Origin of the sequence: Desulfovibrio ferrophilus (assembly GCF_003966735.1) — a bacterium.
Lineage (GTDB): Bacteria > Desulfobacterota > Desulfovibrionia > Desulfovibrionales > Desulfovibrionaceae > Desulfovibrio_Q > Desulfovibrio_Q ferrophilus.
Map to the genome: position 1 here is coordinate 1,840,375 of NZ_AP017378.1, position 13,643 is coordinate 1,854,017.

Annotated in this window: 21 protein-coding genes; 1 reads left to right on the forward strand and 20 read right to left on the reverse strand. The window is 59.3% G+C overall.

The features are described from left to right. Positions 1–105: 105 nt before the first annotated feature. Genes EL361_RS08600 through EL361_RS08695 form a run of 20 tightly spaced genes read right to left on the reverse strand, consistent with a single transcriptional unit; the run spans position 106 to position 13,337 of the window. Positions 106–345 carry a phage tail assembly protein gene (locus tag EL361_RS08600; protein ID WP_126378543.1) on the reverse strand — a complete coding sequence of 80 codons (240 nt, stop codon included), beginning with the start codon at positions 343–345 and terminating at the stop codon, positions 106–108. A gap of 21 nt (positions 346–366) precedes the next feature. Further along, positions 367–876, reverse strand: a complete 510-nt coding sequence (locus EL361_RS08605) for a phage major tail tube protein (RefSeq protein ID WP_126378545.1) — start codon at positions 874–876, stop codon at positions 367–369. Continuing rightward, the gene (locus tag EL361_RS08610; RefSeq protein ID WP_126378547.1) at positions 876–2,084 is read right to left on the reverse strand and encodes a phage tail sheath C-terminal domain-containing protein; all 1,209 of its coding nucleotides are present in this window, start codon (positions 2,082–2,084) and stop codon (positions 876–878) included. Before EL361_RS08610 ends, EL361_RS08605 begins: the two co-directional genes overlap by 1 nt. An 11-nt stretch (positions 2,085–2,095) precedes the next feature. Further along, a complete protein-coding gene (locus EL361_RS08615; protein ID WP_126378549.1) occupies positions 2,096–2,701 on the reverse strand; it encodes a tail fiber assembly protein in 606 nt (201 codons plus the stop codon). A 10-nt stretch (positions 2,702–2,711) separates the two neighbouring features. Beyond that, on the reverse strand, positions 2,712–3,710 hold the full coding sequence (locus EL361_RS08620; RefSeq protein WP_126378551.1) for a phage tail protein: 999 nt from the start codon (positions 3,708–3,710) through the stop codon (positions 2,712–2,714). Continuing rightward, positions 3,710–4,333: a phage tail protein I gene (locus EL361_RS08625; protein ID WP_126378553.1), complete on the reverse strand. Its 624-nt coding sequence runs from the start codon at positions 4,331–4,333 to the stop codon at positions 3,710–3,712. The genes EL361_RS08620 and EL361_RS08625 overlap by 1 nt, the downstream gene beginning before the upstream one ends. Further along, complete coding sequence (locus EL361_RS08630; RefSeq protein ID WP_126378555.1) at positions 4,326–5,213, reverse strand: baseplate assembly protein; 888 nt, start codon at positions 5,211–5,213, stop codon at positions 4,326–4,328. Before EL361_RS08630 ends, EL361_RS08625 begins: the two co-directional genes overlap by 8 nt. Beyond that, the gene (locus EL361_RS08635; RefSeq protein WP_126378557.1) at positions 5,210–5,545 is read right to left on the reverse strand and encodes a GPW/gp25 family protein; all 336 of its coding nucleotides are present in this window, start codon (positions 5,543–5,545) and stop codon (positions 5,210–5,212) included. The genes EL361_RS08630 and EL361_RS08635 overlap by 4 nt, the downstream gene beginning before the upstream one ends. Then, positions 5,545–6,225 (reverse strand): phage baseplate assembly protein V, encoded by a 681-nt coding sequence (locus EL361_RS08640; RefSeq protein WP_172961678.1) that lies wholly within the window; start codon positions 6,223–6,225, stop codon positions 5,545–5,547. Before EL361_RS08640 ends, EL361_RS08635 begins: the two co-directional genes overlap by 1 nt. After that, complete coding sequence (locus EL361_RS08645) at positions 6,203–6,727, reverse strand: hypothetical protein (protein WP_126378561.1); 525 nt, start codon at positions 6,725–6,727, stop codon at positions 6,203–6,205. Before EL361_RS08645 ends, EL361_RS08640 begins: the two co-directional genes overlap by 23 nt. Next, on the reverse strand, positions 6,724–7,251 hold the full coding sequence (locus EL361_RS08650) for a phage tail protein (protein WP_126378563.1): 528 nt from the start codon (positions 7,249–7,251) through the stop codon (positions 6,724–6,726). Before EL361_RS08650 ends, EL361_RS08645 begins: the two co-directional genes overlap by 4 nt. Further along, on the reverse strand, positions 7,251–7,586 hold the full coding sequence (locus tag EL361_RS08655; RefSeq protein ID WP_126378565.1) for a head-tail joining protein: 336 nt from the start codon (positions 7,584–7,586) through the stop codon (positions 7,251–7,253). Before EL361_RS08655 ends, EL361_RS08650 begins: the two co-directional genes overlap by 1 nt. Continuing rightward, positions 7,586–8,122, reverse strand: a complete 537-nt coding sequence (locus EL361_RS08660) for a hypothetical protein (RefSeq protein ID WP_126378567.1) — start codon at positions 8,120–8,122, stop codon at positions 7,586–7,588. Before EL361_RS08660 ends, EL361_RS08655 begins: the two co-directional genes overlap by 1 nt. After that, positions 8,115–8,543, reverse strand: a complete 429-nt coding sequence (locus EL361_RS08665; protein ID WP_232034741.1) for a DUF5675 family protein — start codon at positions 8,541–8,543, stop codon at positions 8,115–8,117. Before EL361_RS08665 ends, EL361_RS08660 begins: the two co-directional genes overlap by 8 nt. Then, positions 8,540–8,803: a hypothetical protein gene (locus EL361_RS08670; protein ID WP_126378569.1), complete on the reverse strand. Its 264-nt coding sequence runs from the start codon at positions 8,801–8,803 to the stop codon at positions 8,540–8,542. The genes EL361_RS08665 and EL361_RS08670 overlap by 4 nt, the downstream gene beginning before the upstream one ends. Before the next feature lie 26 nt (positions 8,804–8,829). Then, on the reverse strand, positions 8,830–9,210 hold the full coding sequence (locus tag EL361_RS08675) for a hypothetical protein (RefSeq protein ID WP_126378571.1): 381 nt from the start codon (positions 9,208–9,210) through the stop codon (positions 8,830–8,832). 9 nt (positions 9,211–9,219) lie between these two features. Next, positions 9,220–10,245 (reverse strand): major capsid protein, encoded by a 1,026-nt coding sequence (locus tag EL361_RS08680; protein WP_126378573.1) that lies wholly within the window; start codon positions 10,243–10,245, stop codon positions 9,220–9,222. Positions 10,246–10,264: 19 nt separating this feature from the next. Further along, the gene (locus tag EL361_RS08685; RefSeq protein ID WP_126378575.1) at positions 10,265–10,624 is read right to left on the reverse strand and encodes a head decoration protein; all 360 of its coding nucleotides are present in this window, start codon (positions 10,622–10,624) and stop codon (positions 10,265–10,267) included. 3 nt (positions 10,625–10,627) lie between these two features. Next, entirely contained in the window at positions 10,628–11,827 is a 1,200-nt protein-coding gene (locus tag EL361_RS08690) for a S49 family peptidase (RefSeq protein WP_126378578.1), read from the reverse strand. Next, complete coding sequence (locus tag EL361_RS08695; protein WP_126378580.1) at positions 11,820–13,337, reverse strand: phage portal protein; 1,518 nt, start codon at positions 13,335–13,337, stop codon at positions 11,820–11,822. Before EL361_RS08695 ends, EL361_RS08690 begins: the two co-directional genes overlap by 8 nt. Between EL361_RS08695 and EL361_RS08700 the strand changes: the two genes are divergently transcribed. Further along, positions 13,328–13,543, forward strand: a complete 216-nt coding sequence (locus EL361_RS08700; RefSeq protein WP_126378582.1) for a hypothetical protein — start codon at positions 13,328–13,330, stop codon at positions 13,541–13,543. The two genes, EL361_RS08695 and EL361_RS08700, sit on opposite strands and share 10 nt — an antisense overlap. Positions 13,544–13,643 lie beyond the last annotated feature (100 nt).

Consider the following 13,643-nt stretch of genomic DNA (forward strand, 5'->3'; position numbering starts at 1 on the left):
AGATCCAGATCAAAAACTCCTCAACATCCAGCGCCAAAAGTTCGGCCCGGCTCCAACCCGTATAATAGGCCAAGGCCAGCATGCCACGCCGGGCCGTTTCCGCGTCTATGACAAAAAACCCGAATAGACCGCCTGCAGCTTTTTGTAGTCTTTCATGTCCAGGGCCTGGATGATCTCGGGGGTCACTTCGCAGAGGTTGGAGAAAGTGACCGACTCCTTCTTCAAGTCACTGCCGCCCTTTTGCTCGGCAATCAGCATGTCCCGGAGCACAGGCCGCCGCATGGACAGTTCGCCATAGTTCTGCCCGTCGATCTCTACCGGATATTCAAGAGTAATCTTTTCCATCTTGTCGTGCTCCTTTCAGGGTTAGATGCCACAAGCATCGCGGATTGCAGCCAGGCGATCCGTGCCGCCGATAATCCGCTTCATGTTCAGCACATCAATTTCGTGCAGGACGCTACCGTTCTGTTCGCGCTTGTAATACGTCAGGGACACGGTGACGGAGAGCGTAGACTTCTCGCCCGGCTTCCACGCGCCATGCTCGATCTTTACGACCGTGCCGCGCATGTTAAGCGCCACAGGGACAACGCTCCCGTCCAGGCTTTCGAGCGCCCCGCGAGCCGTCAGCTGAACGCCATTGTTCGTAGCCACGCCAAACTGCCCAAGGAGGTGCTCGCACTGTTTGGAGAGGGTGAACGTGCACTCCAGCTTCTCCATGCCCATATCCAAAGCAATGGGCGCGTCCATTCCCCCGGCGCGATAGTCTTCGGTCACAAGGGCCAGGTTGGGCGGTTGCAGCTCATCGCAGTTGCCGACGTAGCCACGACCATCCACGAATAGCGCATAATTCTTGAGAATGTGATCAGCGGCAGACATTACTTGAAGACCTCCTCGATGTAGTCATCAACCAGGTGCGACCTGAAGGTGACGTGTTCAGCCGGGTACGGGGTGGAGAAATCAAAATCGAAGTAGACCTTGCCCTGCGTCGTCTGGTCCGAGGTATTGAGCTCAGGATCCGCCCAACACGTCCCGCCCAGAATCGCACCCACGGCGGTCAAATGCCGCAGGTAGGCGTTGACTCCTTCAGTGACGTCCTCGACATAGGTCTTGGTGATGTTGCGATCGACAGCCCACAGATGAGCCTGAAGGATGGACTCGTTAATCATATCAGCGATGCGCCGCACGGACAGGAAAGCCCACTTGGAATCAGACGATGCGGTGCGGTTGCCCCACAGGCGGTAGCCATCCTCATTGATGATGGTGGCCACATTCTGCTCGTTCAGCAGATTGGCCCTGCAAGACTTGTCACCCAAGGTAAAATCAACCGGGCGCGCGGTGCCGGAGATGCCAAGCACCTGTTGGTTGGACGGCGACCACCAAAAGCCTTTCTCATTGTCGATAAGGGCGATCAGACCAGCCACGCGGGGCGACGCCGGTTCGGTGACATACACACCATCACGAAAAACTTTCACCCACGGGTCCACCATGTAGACTCGCGCTGTGCCGTAATCGCCAATGGCACTGATAGCGGCTGCATCATTGGTGTTCGGACCGTCAACGATGATCACCGCGCGCAGGCGGTTGGCGATGCTTTCCAGTTCGGCTACCACAGGATTCTTGAGGTAGGTACCGGGATTCTCCGCGTCCTCCTGGCGCTGATGCGTAAAGCCCGGCGCGATGAGCAGACGCGGCATAAATCCAACCACGGACTTGCAGGCCAAAAGCGCATGCACGCCCTCGTATTGACCAGTTGTTTCATCCACGCCACCCACGACGTTGGTCAAAGTAGCGGCTTCGTCCGCCCCTTCGTCCACGCGGATCACAATGACCACGGCCCCGCACTGGTCGAAGACTCCATCCAAAGCAGCAGGCAACGTGCCCTTGCCATCGCCCACAGTATCCAGCTTAGCCGCCTCACGCCGGTTACCAGCGATGAGTACGGGAGTGTTCAAAGGAAAGGCTGCAGCATCCGCATCCGGGGCCGTGCCCACAATACCGATGGTTGCAGAGCGAACAGTCTTGATAGGACGCGGACCCGAATCGATTTCGAGGATCTCCACGCCGTGCAAAAAAAGTTCAGACATAAGGGCCTCCTTTATGCGGTTTTAGTCGCAGGGGGTTCGGGCCAGGGCACGACCAAATCATCAGGGCCTTGCCAAGGAAAACCGGGTTGGTCCGGCAAACTACAAAGGGCATCCACATACGCATCCCAATCGGCAATCAGGGCATCTACAATCGCCACGTCTCCCGCCATGGCCACAGCCTTGCGGCGCTCGCGCAGCAGTTGCATCACAGCAGCGTCATAGACCTCGCGCACGCGGCGATCGCGCTCAGTACGAAGAGCAGAAGCATGCAGGAAATTCAGAGCCTGAAGATCATCCGCCCAGGTCTCCGCTTCGGCGTCCCAAATCTGAAAATCACCGGGGGCGATTCCCGTCAGCTCCTTGGGAACATCCCCAAGGTATTCGATGACCACTGGTTCGCCAGTAACCGTGGAATAGTAAATCTCACCCCGGTGATCCTCCATCAGGCTCCAGGCTTGGTCTGCCCAAACCGAGGCTTGCCTCTCACCAGCCTCGGGTGGAGCGACCTCCGTGGCATGAGCAGGAATAAGAAACCGACCCTCTTCCAAGGGATCAGGGCGGGCGATGCCATTGCCCAGATATTCGCCCGTTACGGGGTGGTAATTAAAAATCTGCATTGGGTTCCCCCTAGTATTTGATGATGAACATCAAGGCTCGGTTACGCGGGCGGGTTTCAGTGCCTCCCACAGCAGTGGTGGCAACAGATGTAGTCGTCGCGTTTGGCGTCATGTAGATCAGTCCGCGCCCAGGCCCCTCGCAATAAGCATTAGGAATTTTTGCAGCGTGGTTGTGACTCTTGAATGCTTCCCCCTGATAGCTACCGAAGTTGCGGCCAGAATCGACACCCCGGCCATGGTCCCAACCACGCAGGAACTCGCCACGCAGGTCAGGCAGGTTGAACGCATCCGTCCCGGAACCAAAGACCGATCCGATCACGGCATAAAGCCCTGCATAGCTGGTAGTCGACAGGCTCGCCCCATCACATTCCAGCCAGCCATCGGGCACGGAGGTGCCAGCAATGGCGACAACGGTCCCTGTGGGGGTATCTGGTGGGTGGGTATGATTGGCTGGGGCGGCCCCGATGTCCTCCGGGGTCATTGTTCCAACGCTTTCATCCAAGGCCGCATTCATCTGCTCCGTAAACAACTGTTCAAGAGCCGCAAGGGCATCATCCACATACTTGCTCGTTGCGAGCACGATGGTGGGATCAACACTCAGGTTAACAACGCCGCTTTCGGTTACTTCCAGCAGGACCACGACCTTCAATTCACGGGCCGAACCCTCGGAGAGCTGGGGCTTATAAGTATCGGGGAAATTGCCCACGGCAAACAATCTGCCAGCGTCGTCAAAAACGCCCACTTCACGAGCGGTCCAGCCGCCCACAGTGGTGGGCACGATCAATTCCACCCGCATAATGGTTGGGCTTTCGGTCTCGACGGCAATGTTATTGATCTCTGCCCGGTAGACTTCGTTGACCAGGGCCGTCATTTCCGCAGTGGGAGACATCGCTGCACCACCACCGTCACCTATGGCCATTTCTGCAATGCTAATTGCCGTTCCCAAGGCTGTTGCGTTTGCCACCGCAGCTTTGCCCTGGCTCGTCAAAATCGTGAAATAATCAGCCATTATGCCCCCAGGGGATTGATGGTCACAGAATCATAGCCAACCGTTGCCAAAGCAAAGCAGGGGGTGCCGCTGCATTGGCGCTCGCCAATGGCCCAGGGGCTCACGGTCACAATGTCACCACTTAGGGCAGTACCTCCCATAAAGAGCGTCCCGGCCACACGCGCGGCCACGGTAATTCCTGCCAGATGAGAGCGCGTATTCTTCGCCTTGTTGACCACCCGTTCCAGAGTGTTGAGCAGAGCATCATCGATGCCGCGATCATCCACTTCAATGGTCAGACGAAAGGTAAAAGGATCTCCGGCTGGTTCAGCCTCGAACCACTCGGTCACGCGGACGCTGTAGCCCAGCGCTGAGATCGCACGATTCAGAGCCCCGCGTGTGCCCTTGATGCGATGCACAGCCACGGCGGCGGCAATGGTGGCCCGCTTCTGCTTCTCGGACCAGGTGACGTCCCATTCATCCACAGACAACGCCCAAGCTAACCAGGGCAACAAGAGTTCGGGACAGGTGGCCGAATTCCAAAGCGAACGAATCGGCACCGGAACAGCGGAAAGGCAAGAACAGGCCTCAGAGAGCGCCCGCTCCCGTGGCGTGGAGTTGGGGGGCAGCAGGTGGTTAGACACTTGTCACCTCCAAGACGATACCCGTGCAATATGCCGCTTGATGGGGGTCGCAGTTCACATCCACAGCAGGCGAAGCCAGCTCCACACGGGCCACGCCCTCGACATGCAAAGCGGCGTAAACAGCGGAGAGCGGCATCCCCGTGCCCAGCACATGCCGGTCTGCCGCGAGGGAAGCCATGGAGTTCAACGCGGTTGCTTGCACGGCCTCGGTGCTCGGTCCGGAGCGCACATACAACCGCGCCTGCACGCTGTAGTTGACGGCTTGCGCCGCCAGAACGGTCACATGATCTGTCAGGGGCCGCGTCTCGGACGCCGAGAGCACCAACTGCACAGTCTCCAGAACGTCTGCATCCGGAATGCCGTCTCCAATACGCCCAAGGACATGCACAACGACCTCGCCCGGTGTCGGACTGGATACGGCTGCGTCTTTGACCTCAGGCACTGCCAAGGCATGGAAGATATACGCCCCATCCGGCCCGGCCACCGAGAACCCTTCAGGCGCGAGCTGAACACGACGGCGAAAATCCTCGTCACCTTCATAAGTGGGAAGGATAGGCGGATACGCATCCGGGTCTCCGGGGTCGACGAGTTTACGCTGCAGGGGCACGAATGCGGCCAGATTATCGAGATCCACATCCGAGGCGTAAGCCAACATAACGGCACAGGCTGCTTCATTCACTCGCTGCCGCAGAATCAGCTCACGGTGCGCCGCCGTTTCCAAAACCTTGTAGGCCGGGTCGGACTCGACCGGAGCACTATGGTCTGGATCCCGCTGTAGATAGTCGGCAAGAATCGCTTCGAGGAGCTGTTCAAAACTGAACTCTTCGATCAGCGACGGTGCAGGGAGCTTGGAAAGATCAATCTTTTCGAAACTGCTCATAGGATAATGCCCTCCAGGGTCACAGCCTTGCCCTCGGGCAGATAGGTACCGGTCAAAGCAAGCACGACACGCCCTGCTTCACCGCGTTCGGCCTTAACGCTGGAGAGGCCAAACCGAGGTTCCCACTTGGCAATGGCCTCTGCCGTGGCCGCGTAGAGTTCGATGAGTGTTCCATCGTTCAAAGGGGCATCCACCAGACGGGGCAGACGGCTGCCGTAATCCCGCCGATGAACACGCGACCCAAGGGGGGTTGTCAGAATATCCCGAATGGACTGGCGCAAATGCGCAATACCGTCCAAAGACTTGCCGCTCGCAGCGCACATGCCACGCATCACTTGGGTGCTCCCGTCTCACCATCATGTGGGCAGTCATGCACATGGCCGGTTAGAGAAATGCCGGAAGCCTTCACATCGTGCCCCTCGTTCACGAAATCACCGCCCGTCTGGTTGGCTGGTCCATTCAGCTCAACGGGATAAATCTCGCCACCTCTGCCGCCGGTCTGAATAGCTCCGATCAGGTGGATCAACGCCGCATCCAGTTCAATCAAGGGAGCGCTAATTGTGACACGCGTCCCTGCCTGCATATTGATGCTTTTCCCGACCTGAGCGGTGATGTCACCGGAAGCCTCCACAAAGGCATCCCCTGGAATCAAGGCATGCAACCTGTGACTCTCGGTGTCGTAATCAATGACAGCGCCATCCGAATAGACACGGCGGTTGATATGCGGAGAAACCGCAGGCGCTGGATACTTCGCCTGATAGATACTGCCCAGGATCACGCCTTGGGCGCATTCGCCAGAGGGGGATAAAACCACCACCTGCTCCCCGATACTCGGTGCCCACCAGGAACGATCATTCCCGGCGCGTTGCGTCAGCCAGGGCAACCACGCGGAGAGTGCCTTACCCATGCGCACACGCACGCGAGCCGCCGGGTAGTCCGCCTCCTCCACCGTACCGAAGCAGATCAGGCGGGCCACGCGTCGCTCTAGATCAGAACTGCGAAACGCTTCCATCCGTAACCTCCTGATAATCTGCCTCATGTTCCGCACCGATCAACGGCGTGTACGACACCATCAGCTGCTCGGGCACCACACCCTCGCCATCCCAAACGGACGCGCCAAACAACAACACCTGCTCAAATTCCACGCGCCAGCATTTGGCCCCTTTGAATTGGGGTTCGAACTCATTGGGTTCCGCCAAGATAAAATTTGCGGGGGAGGCCTGAAGCCCGAAGCGATGACCGTGCACAAGGGTGCCCACCACCGCAGCCAACTCACGAAGCTTTTGTTCGTATTTTGCCCGGTCAGGCACCACCAGAAACACTTCCCACCGGCAACGCAGGGCAAGCTTGCCAGAGCCATCCTCCGGGGTATCGTCGGGTTCGATATGGGCAAGGTTCAAGACAGCGGCAGGGGTTTTAAGCGTTGTCTCGCGCCCGTAATCCAAAACATCCTGCAGACCGGGACAGCCCGCACGTAATGCGACAATGATTCCTTTATGAGCGGCATTGATCATGCGGCCCTCCGGACTTCCCAACGCAGTTCCTGCTCAAAATATTTGCTAAACATCCGCTCAAAACGCAGACTGATATCCGTCAGCAAAATGCGCCGAAACTCGTCGGCGATGTTTTCATATTGAATGGCCAGCGGCAGGCGTTGATCCCGATGCACGCGGCGATAGACCTGCCCTTTGGCCCCATGGCGAACGATAAAGGCATGACGACGATCGACAGGCCCGGCACTGACGCCCGTCTTGGTCTGCTTCGGCCCCATCGCAGAGAGTGGGATGGCATTCAGCCCATACCAGACACGGGCAGTAAACTGGTTGCCATTTACGCTCATGCGCAGGCGGTGCTTCAAAATCTTGCGTTTAATCCCGGTATCGCGCGAGGCCTCGCGCAGGGAGATGGACTGCACCCAGCGGACCAGCTTACGCACGGCCCGCCGTGAAGCCTTCTGCACCTGGCCCTTGGTCGCCGCGAACTGCTGAGCAATGCGCTCCACCTCTAAGGTGTTCGTCTGCAAATAGACCGAGGCCATTAGCTCATGACCTCCACGATTGCATCGGCTTTAGTAAGATCGATCACCGTCACCCCGGCACCGTCGGGTTTGACGTCCGTGACGTCGTATTCCGTTCCGACCACGGTGATGGTGGATTCCCCCCGCATGATCCCCGCCGCGTCCGAAGCTTTGCAGGTCAATTTATGCGCGGCTGTTTCCAGGGCAAAACCGTCTCCCAGCTCATGCAGGGCAAACGGCGCATCCAAATACCCCAGGAAGCTGCGCGTACTGCCGTCCGGCAAGGTCACGATCACTTCCTGAGCATCCAGCCCCGCGAAGAAGAACTCAAGATCATCTGCAAACAAGGAGTCCATTAGGCAGCCTTCCTGCCACGATCACCAAACCACCAGGCCACGCACAAGGTCGCCAGATAGAGGATGGTGCACACGATGCGTTTTTGCAGATCCATGGCCATGGCAATATCAATGCGCTCGATGCCCGCAGCCTCCAGAGCCGCCTGGACCTCGCAGCGAGTGTCCCAAATCAGCCAGAGCATAAAGATGGTCAGCCCTGGGCGCGTTAACCCACGCACAACATCCACCAGCACCAGCAAGGTACGGTTGACCGCCAGCTTGACCTTGAACCCACGCGAGTAGGTCGCCTGATCATGCTCATAGGATGCTGCCTGCAGATCGTCGGCGGACTCCTGCATGCGCACCTCGCCCTCACGCGCAGCAGCGCGATCGCGGTATTCCCATTCCTTGTCCATCATCTCCATATCCAGCACGCGCATCTCGCGATCGTGAGCCATCTCCTGACGGCGTTTGAAATAATCGCCAACGCCTTTGAACAAGGAACCGAGCAGGCCCGTCGCGCCGCCCGAAATAATGGAGAGCAAAAACTCAAGCATGGGAAAAAGCCTCCCGAATTTTGAGGATGAAAGGCTGGCCGCCCAAAGCCGCCATGAACCTGCTCAAGGCAGGACGCGAACAAAGCACGGCTCGCTGGTCCCCCAGACGACCATGATGCAAACCGGGCAAAATGCAGCCGTGAGAATGGGTACGCCAACCACGATTTGAATCGCCCGCCAAATTGCCTCCGTGGATCAGCACCCCAGTACGCCCGGGCACCTTCCCCACGAGATAGACCGTTCCAAACCGAGGGGAGCGCACCAGGTGGCAGGGATAATCCCCCACGGGGATGCAGGAGACGTTGCGACGATTGCCATGGTCCGGCAGTTCCGCCGTGCGCAATAGCTGGCCCGCAATGGCCAGCGAGCCAAACGTCCCCTGCTCACCCGTGCTGGAGCGGGTTAAAAACACCGTTTTCATCGGCTCACGCCCCGCTCGTTGAGGATTTCTTCCTTCTTTTCCGTGGGCAGGTCCGAATGCAGGATCAGCGCACGCAGCATCCGGAACTGGATATCAAGCTTGCGCTGGATACTGCCGTTGGTACGGCACTCCTGCTCGTGGTTAAGCCTGCACTGAGCCTTGGTCACAAAAGAACCACCCAGAACCAGACGCACGGACAGAGCCGTGATGATAGAGATAATGGCGCTACCGAGGAGCGTTTCTAGCGGGGTCAGTGTCATCGTGCGTTCCTGCTTGGAATGTCCGGTTACTTTCCGGCCTTCTTCGTATCCTTGGCCTCGGGCTCTTCGCCGCCCTGCCCCGCCTGCTGCAGCTGAGCCTCAAGCCCTTCAGCATATTCCTGAGCCTGCTCCAGCTTGGCGTCGAAATCGGCCTGCGCGATTTGCAGCTCTTCACCCTTGGCTGCAAGCTGCTGGTGCAGTTCGGCCACCTGGGTCCGGAGAGCTTCCATCTCGGGATTGATCAGAGAAGGCGCATCGGCCTCGGCCGCATATTCCTGGGCCAAGCCCTGGTCGATGAGGTCCCGGGCTTCTGCTTCGGGCAGGGGCACTGCTTTCCCAGCAGGCACCTGGCCTTCCTTGCCGCTATAGGTCACAGCCATGACGACCTTGATTTTCTTCTTTGCCATGACGACCTCCTAGAGCACTTTGGCGTAGACAAAGCCGCCGGATTGTTTGGGGAACGGGAGCGGGCGGGACTCGACACCCATCCAATAGGCGGAGGGATTTTCCTCTTCCCAGGCCTTGGCGAAATACTCGTTGGGCTTGCCGTGGTTCTTGAGATCCTCGGGCACGCCGAACTCGATGCTGCACTTGGCAGAGGTGGAGCCCAACAGGACATAATCAGGGTGCAGCAGATGCTGAACCGTGCCATCGAAGTCCTCGTACTCACCGCCGTAGGAGTAGATATCCAGGCCGTTGTATTCACCCTTGCGCAGCTTGTTCACGTCCGGGGAAAGGCTCCCAATCTCGATGCGACGGCGATCCAAATCGTCCTTAATCTTGGCGTTGCCCTTGAAAGCGCGCCAAGCGTTGGTGCCCATGACGCACACATCCGCACCCACCCCGGCGGCATTCAGGATGAGCGCGGCCCAGTCCTCGAAATTGGCTTCGGGATCGCCGCCGTCCTGGCCCCACTTCACGCCATCACCAAGCACGATCTTGTGCTCAGCGGGCATGAGAAAATCGATGTCCAGGACCTTCATCCCCTCCTGAACAACGGACAATCCGCCCTTGACCGCTTGGGCGCACATGAACTCGATGGTCAGTTCGATGTCGTCTTTGATGGCATCCAGGTCGCGGACGATGGTCTCCTCGATGGCGGCGTCCAGATCTTCTGGCGTATTGCGATAGGGTCCCTGACCCGGACGGCTGACGTCGATCAACTCCGGTGCGGAGAAACGTTCGATGGGGTTCATGCGCGGAGTCTTGACCGTGCGCAGCTCACGCTTGGTTTTGGGGGACAGGGTTCCACCCTCGTAGTCGGTCACAAAGGGGACCAGGGTACGGCCGCGAACCAGCACTTCCAGCTCAGCAAACTTGCTGGGCAGCTTGTTGCGGGTACGGAAGAATAGCTCCTTGAACAGACCCGGGAGCGGCTTGCGGGCGGTGATGACCTCGGTCAAAGTCCGGGCATCGAACTGAAGAGGCAGTTGAGTGGGCATATTGAATTCTCCTTGCTAGTTACTTGACGTACAGGCCCTTGGTAGCCAGGGCGGTGACGGCTGCGGCCTTTTGCTCGGCAGTCGCGGCATCGGGCCAACCGAGGCCTTTGCCCCGAAACTCACCATGCACGTATACGTTCGCGCTGATGTCTCCCGCGCTGGGCACACGGACGTCCTCCACCAGGATCACGGCGGCAACTTCACTGCCGTCAGCGGCGGCAGGGTTCCAAGGCACGGCTTTACCTGTGGCGGTGACAAGACCGAGCACCGTTCCGGCAACGAGATCCACTTCCGCACCGCTGGAGGCCAGCACGCAATGCTTCATGATCGCAGGATGACTGCCCACAAAGTTCGGGGCCTGGTAGCTTGCAACGTGCATGGCCTACCTCCTTTCCAGTTTTTTCATGCGTTCAGCCGAGGCCGCCCGCTTCATATCGGGGGTCTCAGGCTGGGGCTGCCGGGTGGCATGGACGGGGGACGGGCCGCTGTCATGCAGGGCCTGCAAAATCTGTTTGCGTGACTCGCTTTCGTCCCCGCCTTCGTCCTCGGGCTTCTGCGCGGATGCAGCGAGCAACGGCGCAAGGGCTTCGAGCTGTACGGAGGAAACCCCGGCATCGGCCAGCGCCTGAAAACGGTCGGCGGCTTCGTCACCGGCCACGGTGCGGATCAGGGTGGCGGCTTCGGCCATGGCCTGCTTTCGGCCCTGTTCCTGCGCGCCGTCTTTGGCCTCTGTTTCGATCTGCGCGAGCAGCTCCGGATGCTGGGCTTCCAGCTCCTTTCTGGTCATGGGAGATGACTCCTGTGTTAGACGTTCGATGAGTTCTTCACGGCCTGCGACGATGCCGCTGACAAGCCCCAATTCCAGGGCCTTTTCAGCGAAAAATGTTTTGCCGTCCGCCCACTGGTCCACGCCCGAGGCATCAAGGCCCATGCCCTGGGCAACGTCCTCAGTGAACAGGCTGTAGAGGGTGGTGCATTGTTCCTGCAGGCAGGCTTGATCTTCCTCGGACAAGGGGTTGTCCGGGTTGCCCACAACCTTCCATTTGCCCGCATGGACGTAAGTGACGTTCACGCCGAGCTGGTCGTTGTACTTGGACCAATCCAGGTGCTGCATGACCACACCCACGGAACCTACCTCGGCAGTCTTGGGTGCGTAAATCTTGCCCGTGGCCGCGCCGATCCAGTACGCGGCGGACATCATGGTGCCGTCGGCATAGGCACACATGGGCTTTTCGTCCCGGACCGAATAGATCCAGTCAGCTAGGACCTTCACGCCGTCGGCACCACCGCCGGGGCTATCCACATTCAGCAGAAGAGAACGCACTGAGCTATCAGCTAGAGCCGCTTGGATATCCTCGCGAATCTGCTCGTAGCCCTGTGCCCACCAGCCGCCGCGCTTGGACAGCACACCTTGGATGTTGATCACGGCCACGCCGCTGATGACGTCATAAGAGGCGCGAGCCTGCTCGGACTGACGACCAAACAGGCCCGCACCAGCCGAGGGATGGCGGGTTTCAAGATAGATACGTTCCACGGCGCTGGGCGCGACCGCCCACAAGCGCTGCCCCAAAAGCTCAAACATCGGCGATCTCCTGTTGCTTGCTATCCAGTTCACGCAGGCGGGCTTCTTCGGCTTCGCGCTGGTCCCAGACCTCCTCGATATCGCCACCGCGTTCGGCAATAACGTCGGCGTAAGTGGTCAAGCGGGCCTCCAGGGCCTTGGTCGAGGCCACGACTTCCTTCACCGGATCCACATACCCACGAGCGGGGCCAATCCAGGTGGCGTTGGTGTAGGCAGCCATCGCGTCATAAAAATCGGGAGCGCCCTGGGGCAGCGTGATGATGCCGCGCAGCCAGGCTTCTTCCTGGATCATGCTCCAGATGGGCTGGCAATAATGACGCACCAGCCAGGTGCGGTAGAGCATGAAGATGCGCCAGGCCTCCAACAATGCGGCCCGGGCGGAGGAATAGTTGGTCTTGGAAAAATCCTTGGCCAGGACCTCGTAGGGCATGCCCACAGAAGCGGCCATGGAACGCATGATCAGCTCGGCAAACGAGGTGAAGTTGTTGCCGGGCCGTTTGCTTTCGATGGGGATGGGCTCTTCACCCGGATTGCCATAGGCGACCGTGCCGGGGGGAAGATTCTGGAAATAACGACGCTGATCCTCTTCGCCTTCCACTGGCTGGGGCTGCGCCCACTGGCGAGCAACGGCTTGGGGGTCCTTGGTGGCGATGAACACCGGGAAGGACGCGGAGACGATCTGCGCCATGAGCTCGTAGTCGAAGGAGTCGTTCAGATGCCGGAACAGCTTCATGCCCGGGGCGAGCTTGGGCACACCGCGCACCTGTTCGTCCTCCTCCGCTCGGAAGCAGTGGAACACGCCAGGGCGGTGCCCGGTCAGCGCCGGACGCCGGACAAAGTGGGCCGAACCAAGGAGGGAGAATGGTTGGTTCAGGCCCACTCCCCGGCTCGGCTCAGGGCTGGCAATCCAATAGGCAAGGGGACGGCCGATGGGCGACAGCTCCACGCCGTCTCGAAGGGACGTATCCATGGTGCGGTCGGAGGGGGTACAAAGACGCGCCGGATGCACATCCTGAAACGCCAGAGAAAAGGTACGGCCCGGATCATCGAGCATCAGCGGCAGATGCACCAGCTCGCCCATGCGCAACAGCGAGCGCATGCCCAGAAAGACAAGGTCGTCAAAATGGAGCTTACCCGAGACGTGCGCCTCAGCAGACCACAGTCGCCAGGCCCACTCCATCTGCTCGTTTAGGTCTTTGGCGGCTTCCTGCGAGATACCCAAGCGCTTCCAATTCACTCGCGCCTGGGGCTTGATGCCTGAGCCGACCGTATTCACGGTCATGGAATCGACAACCGAAGCGGCAGCCCAATCGTTGGCGGTCAAATCCTCGGAGCGGGTCTGCGCGGTGCCACGCTCGAAAGCCTCGTGGGAAATGGTCGTGCGGGTGGGACGGTAGTTGCTGAGGGTACCGCGATGCCGCCCGGCGTCGCGCGAGATAGACGGCATGGAGCGACCAAGGGCGGAGGCCATGCGCAGGGAGCGCTTGCGAGTCAGCGCCGGTGCCCTCATCGCACAACCCGCCCGGTGACGAACACGGGGCCGGACTGACCAACGAGCTTGCAGCGCTCCGCATCAAGCCATTCGATAGTGGTGCGGATCTCCGGCGCGTCCTGCAGCGTGAGCGTGCGCCCTGCTATAGAGTACGCTTTACCCCGCGACACGGAGAGAAGCGCCTTCTTCCAGGCGGCTATCTGCTGCTCAAGCTCTTCTGTTGACCAAATAGACATGCCCGGCAGGATAGACCGGGCCGGGCATCATGTCGTGGACGTGGTGGACGTGGTGGACGGAAAAAAATATTATAAAACGACAAACTAA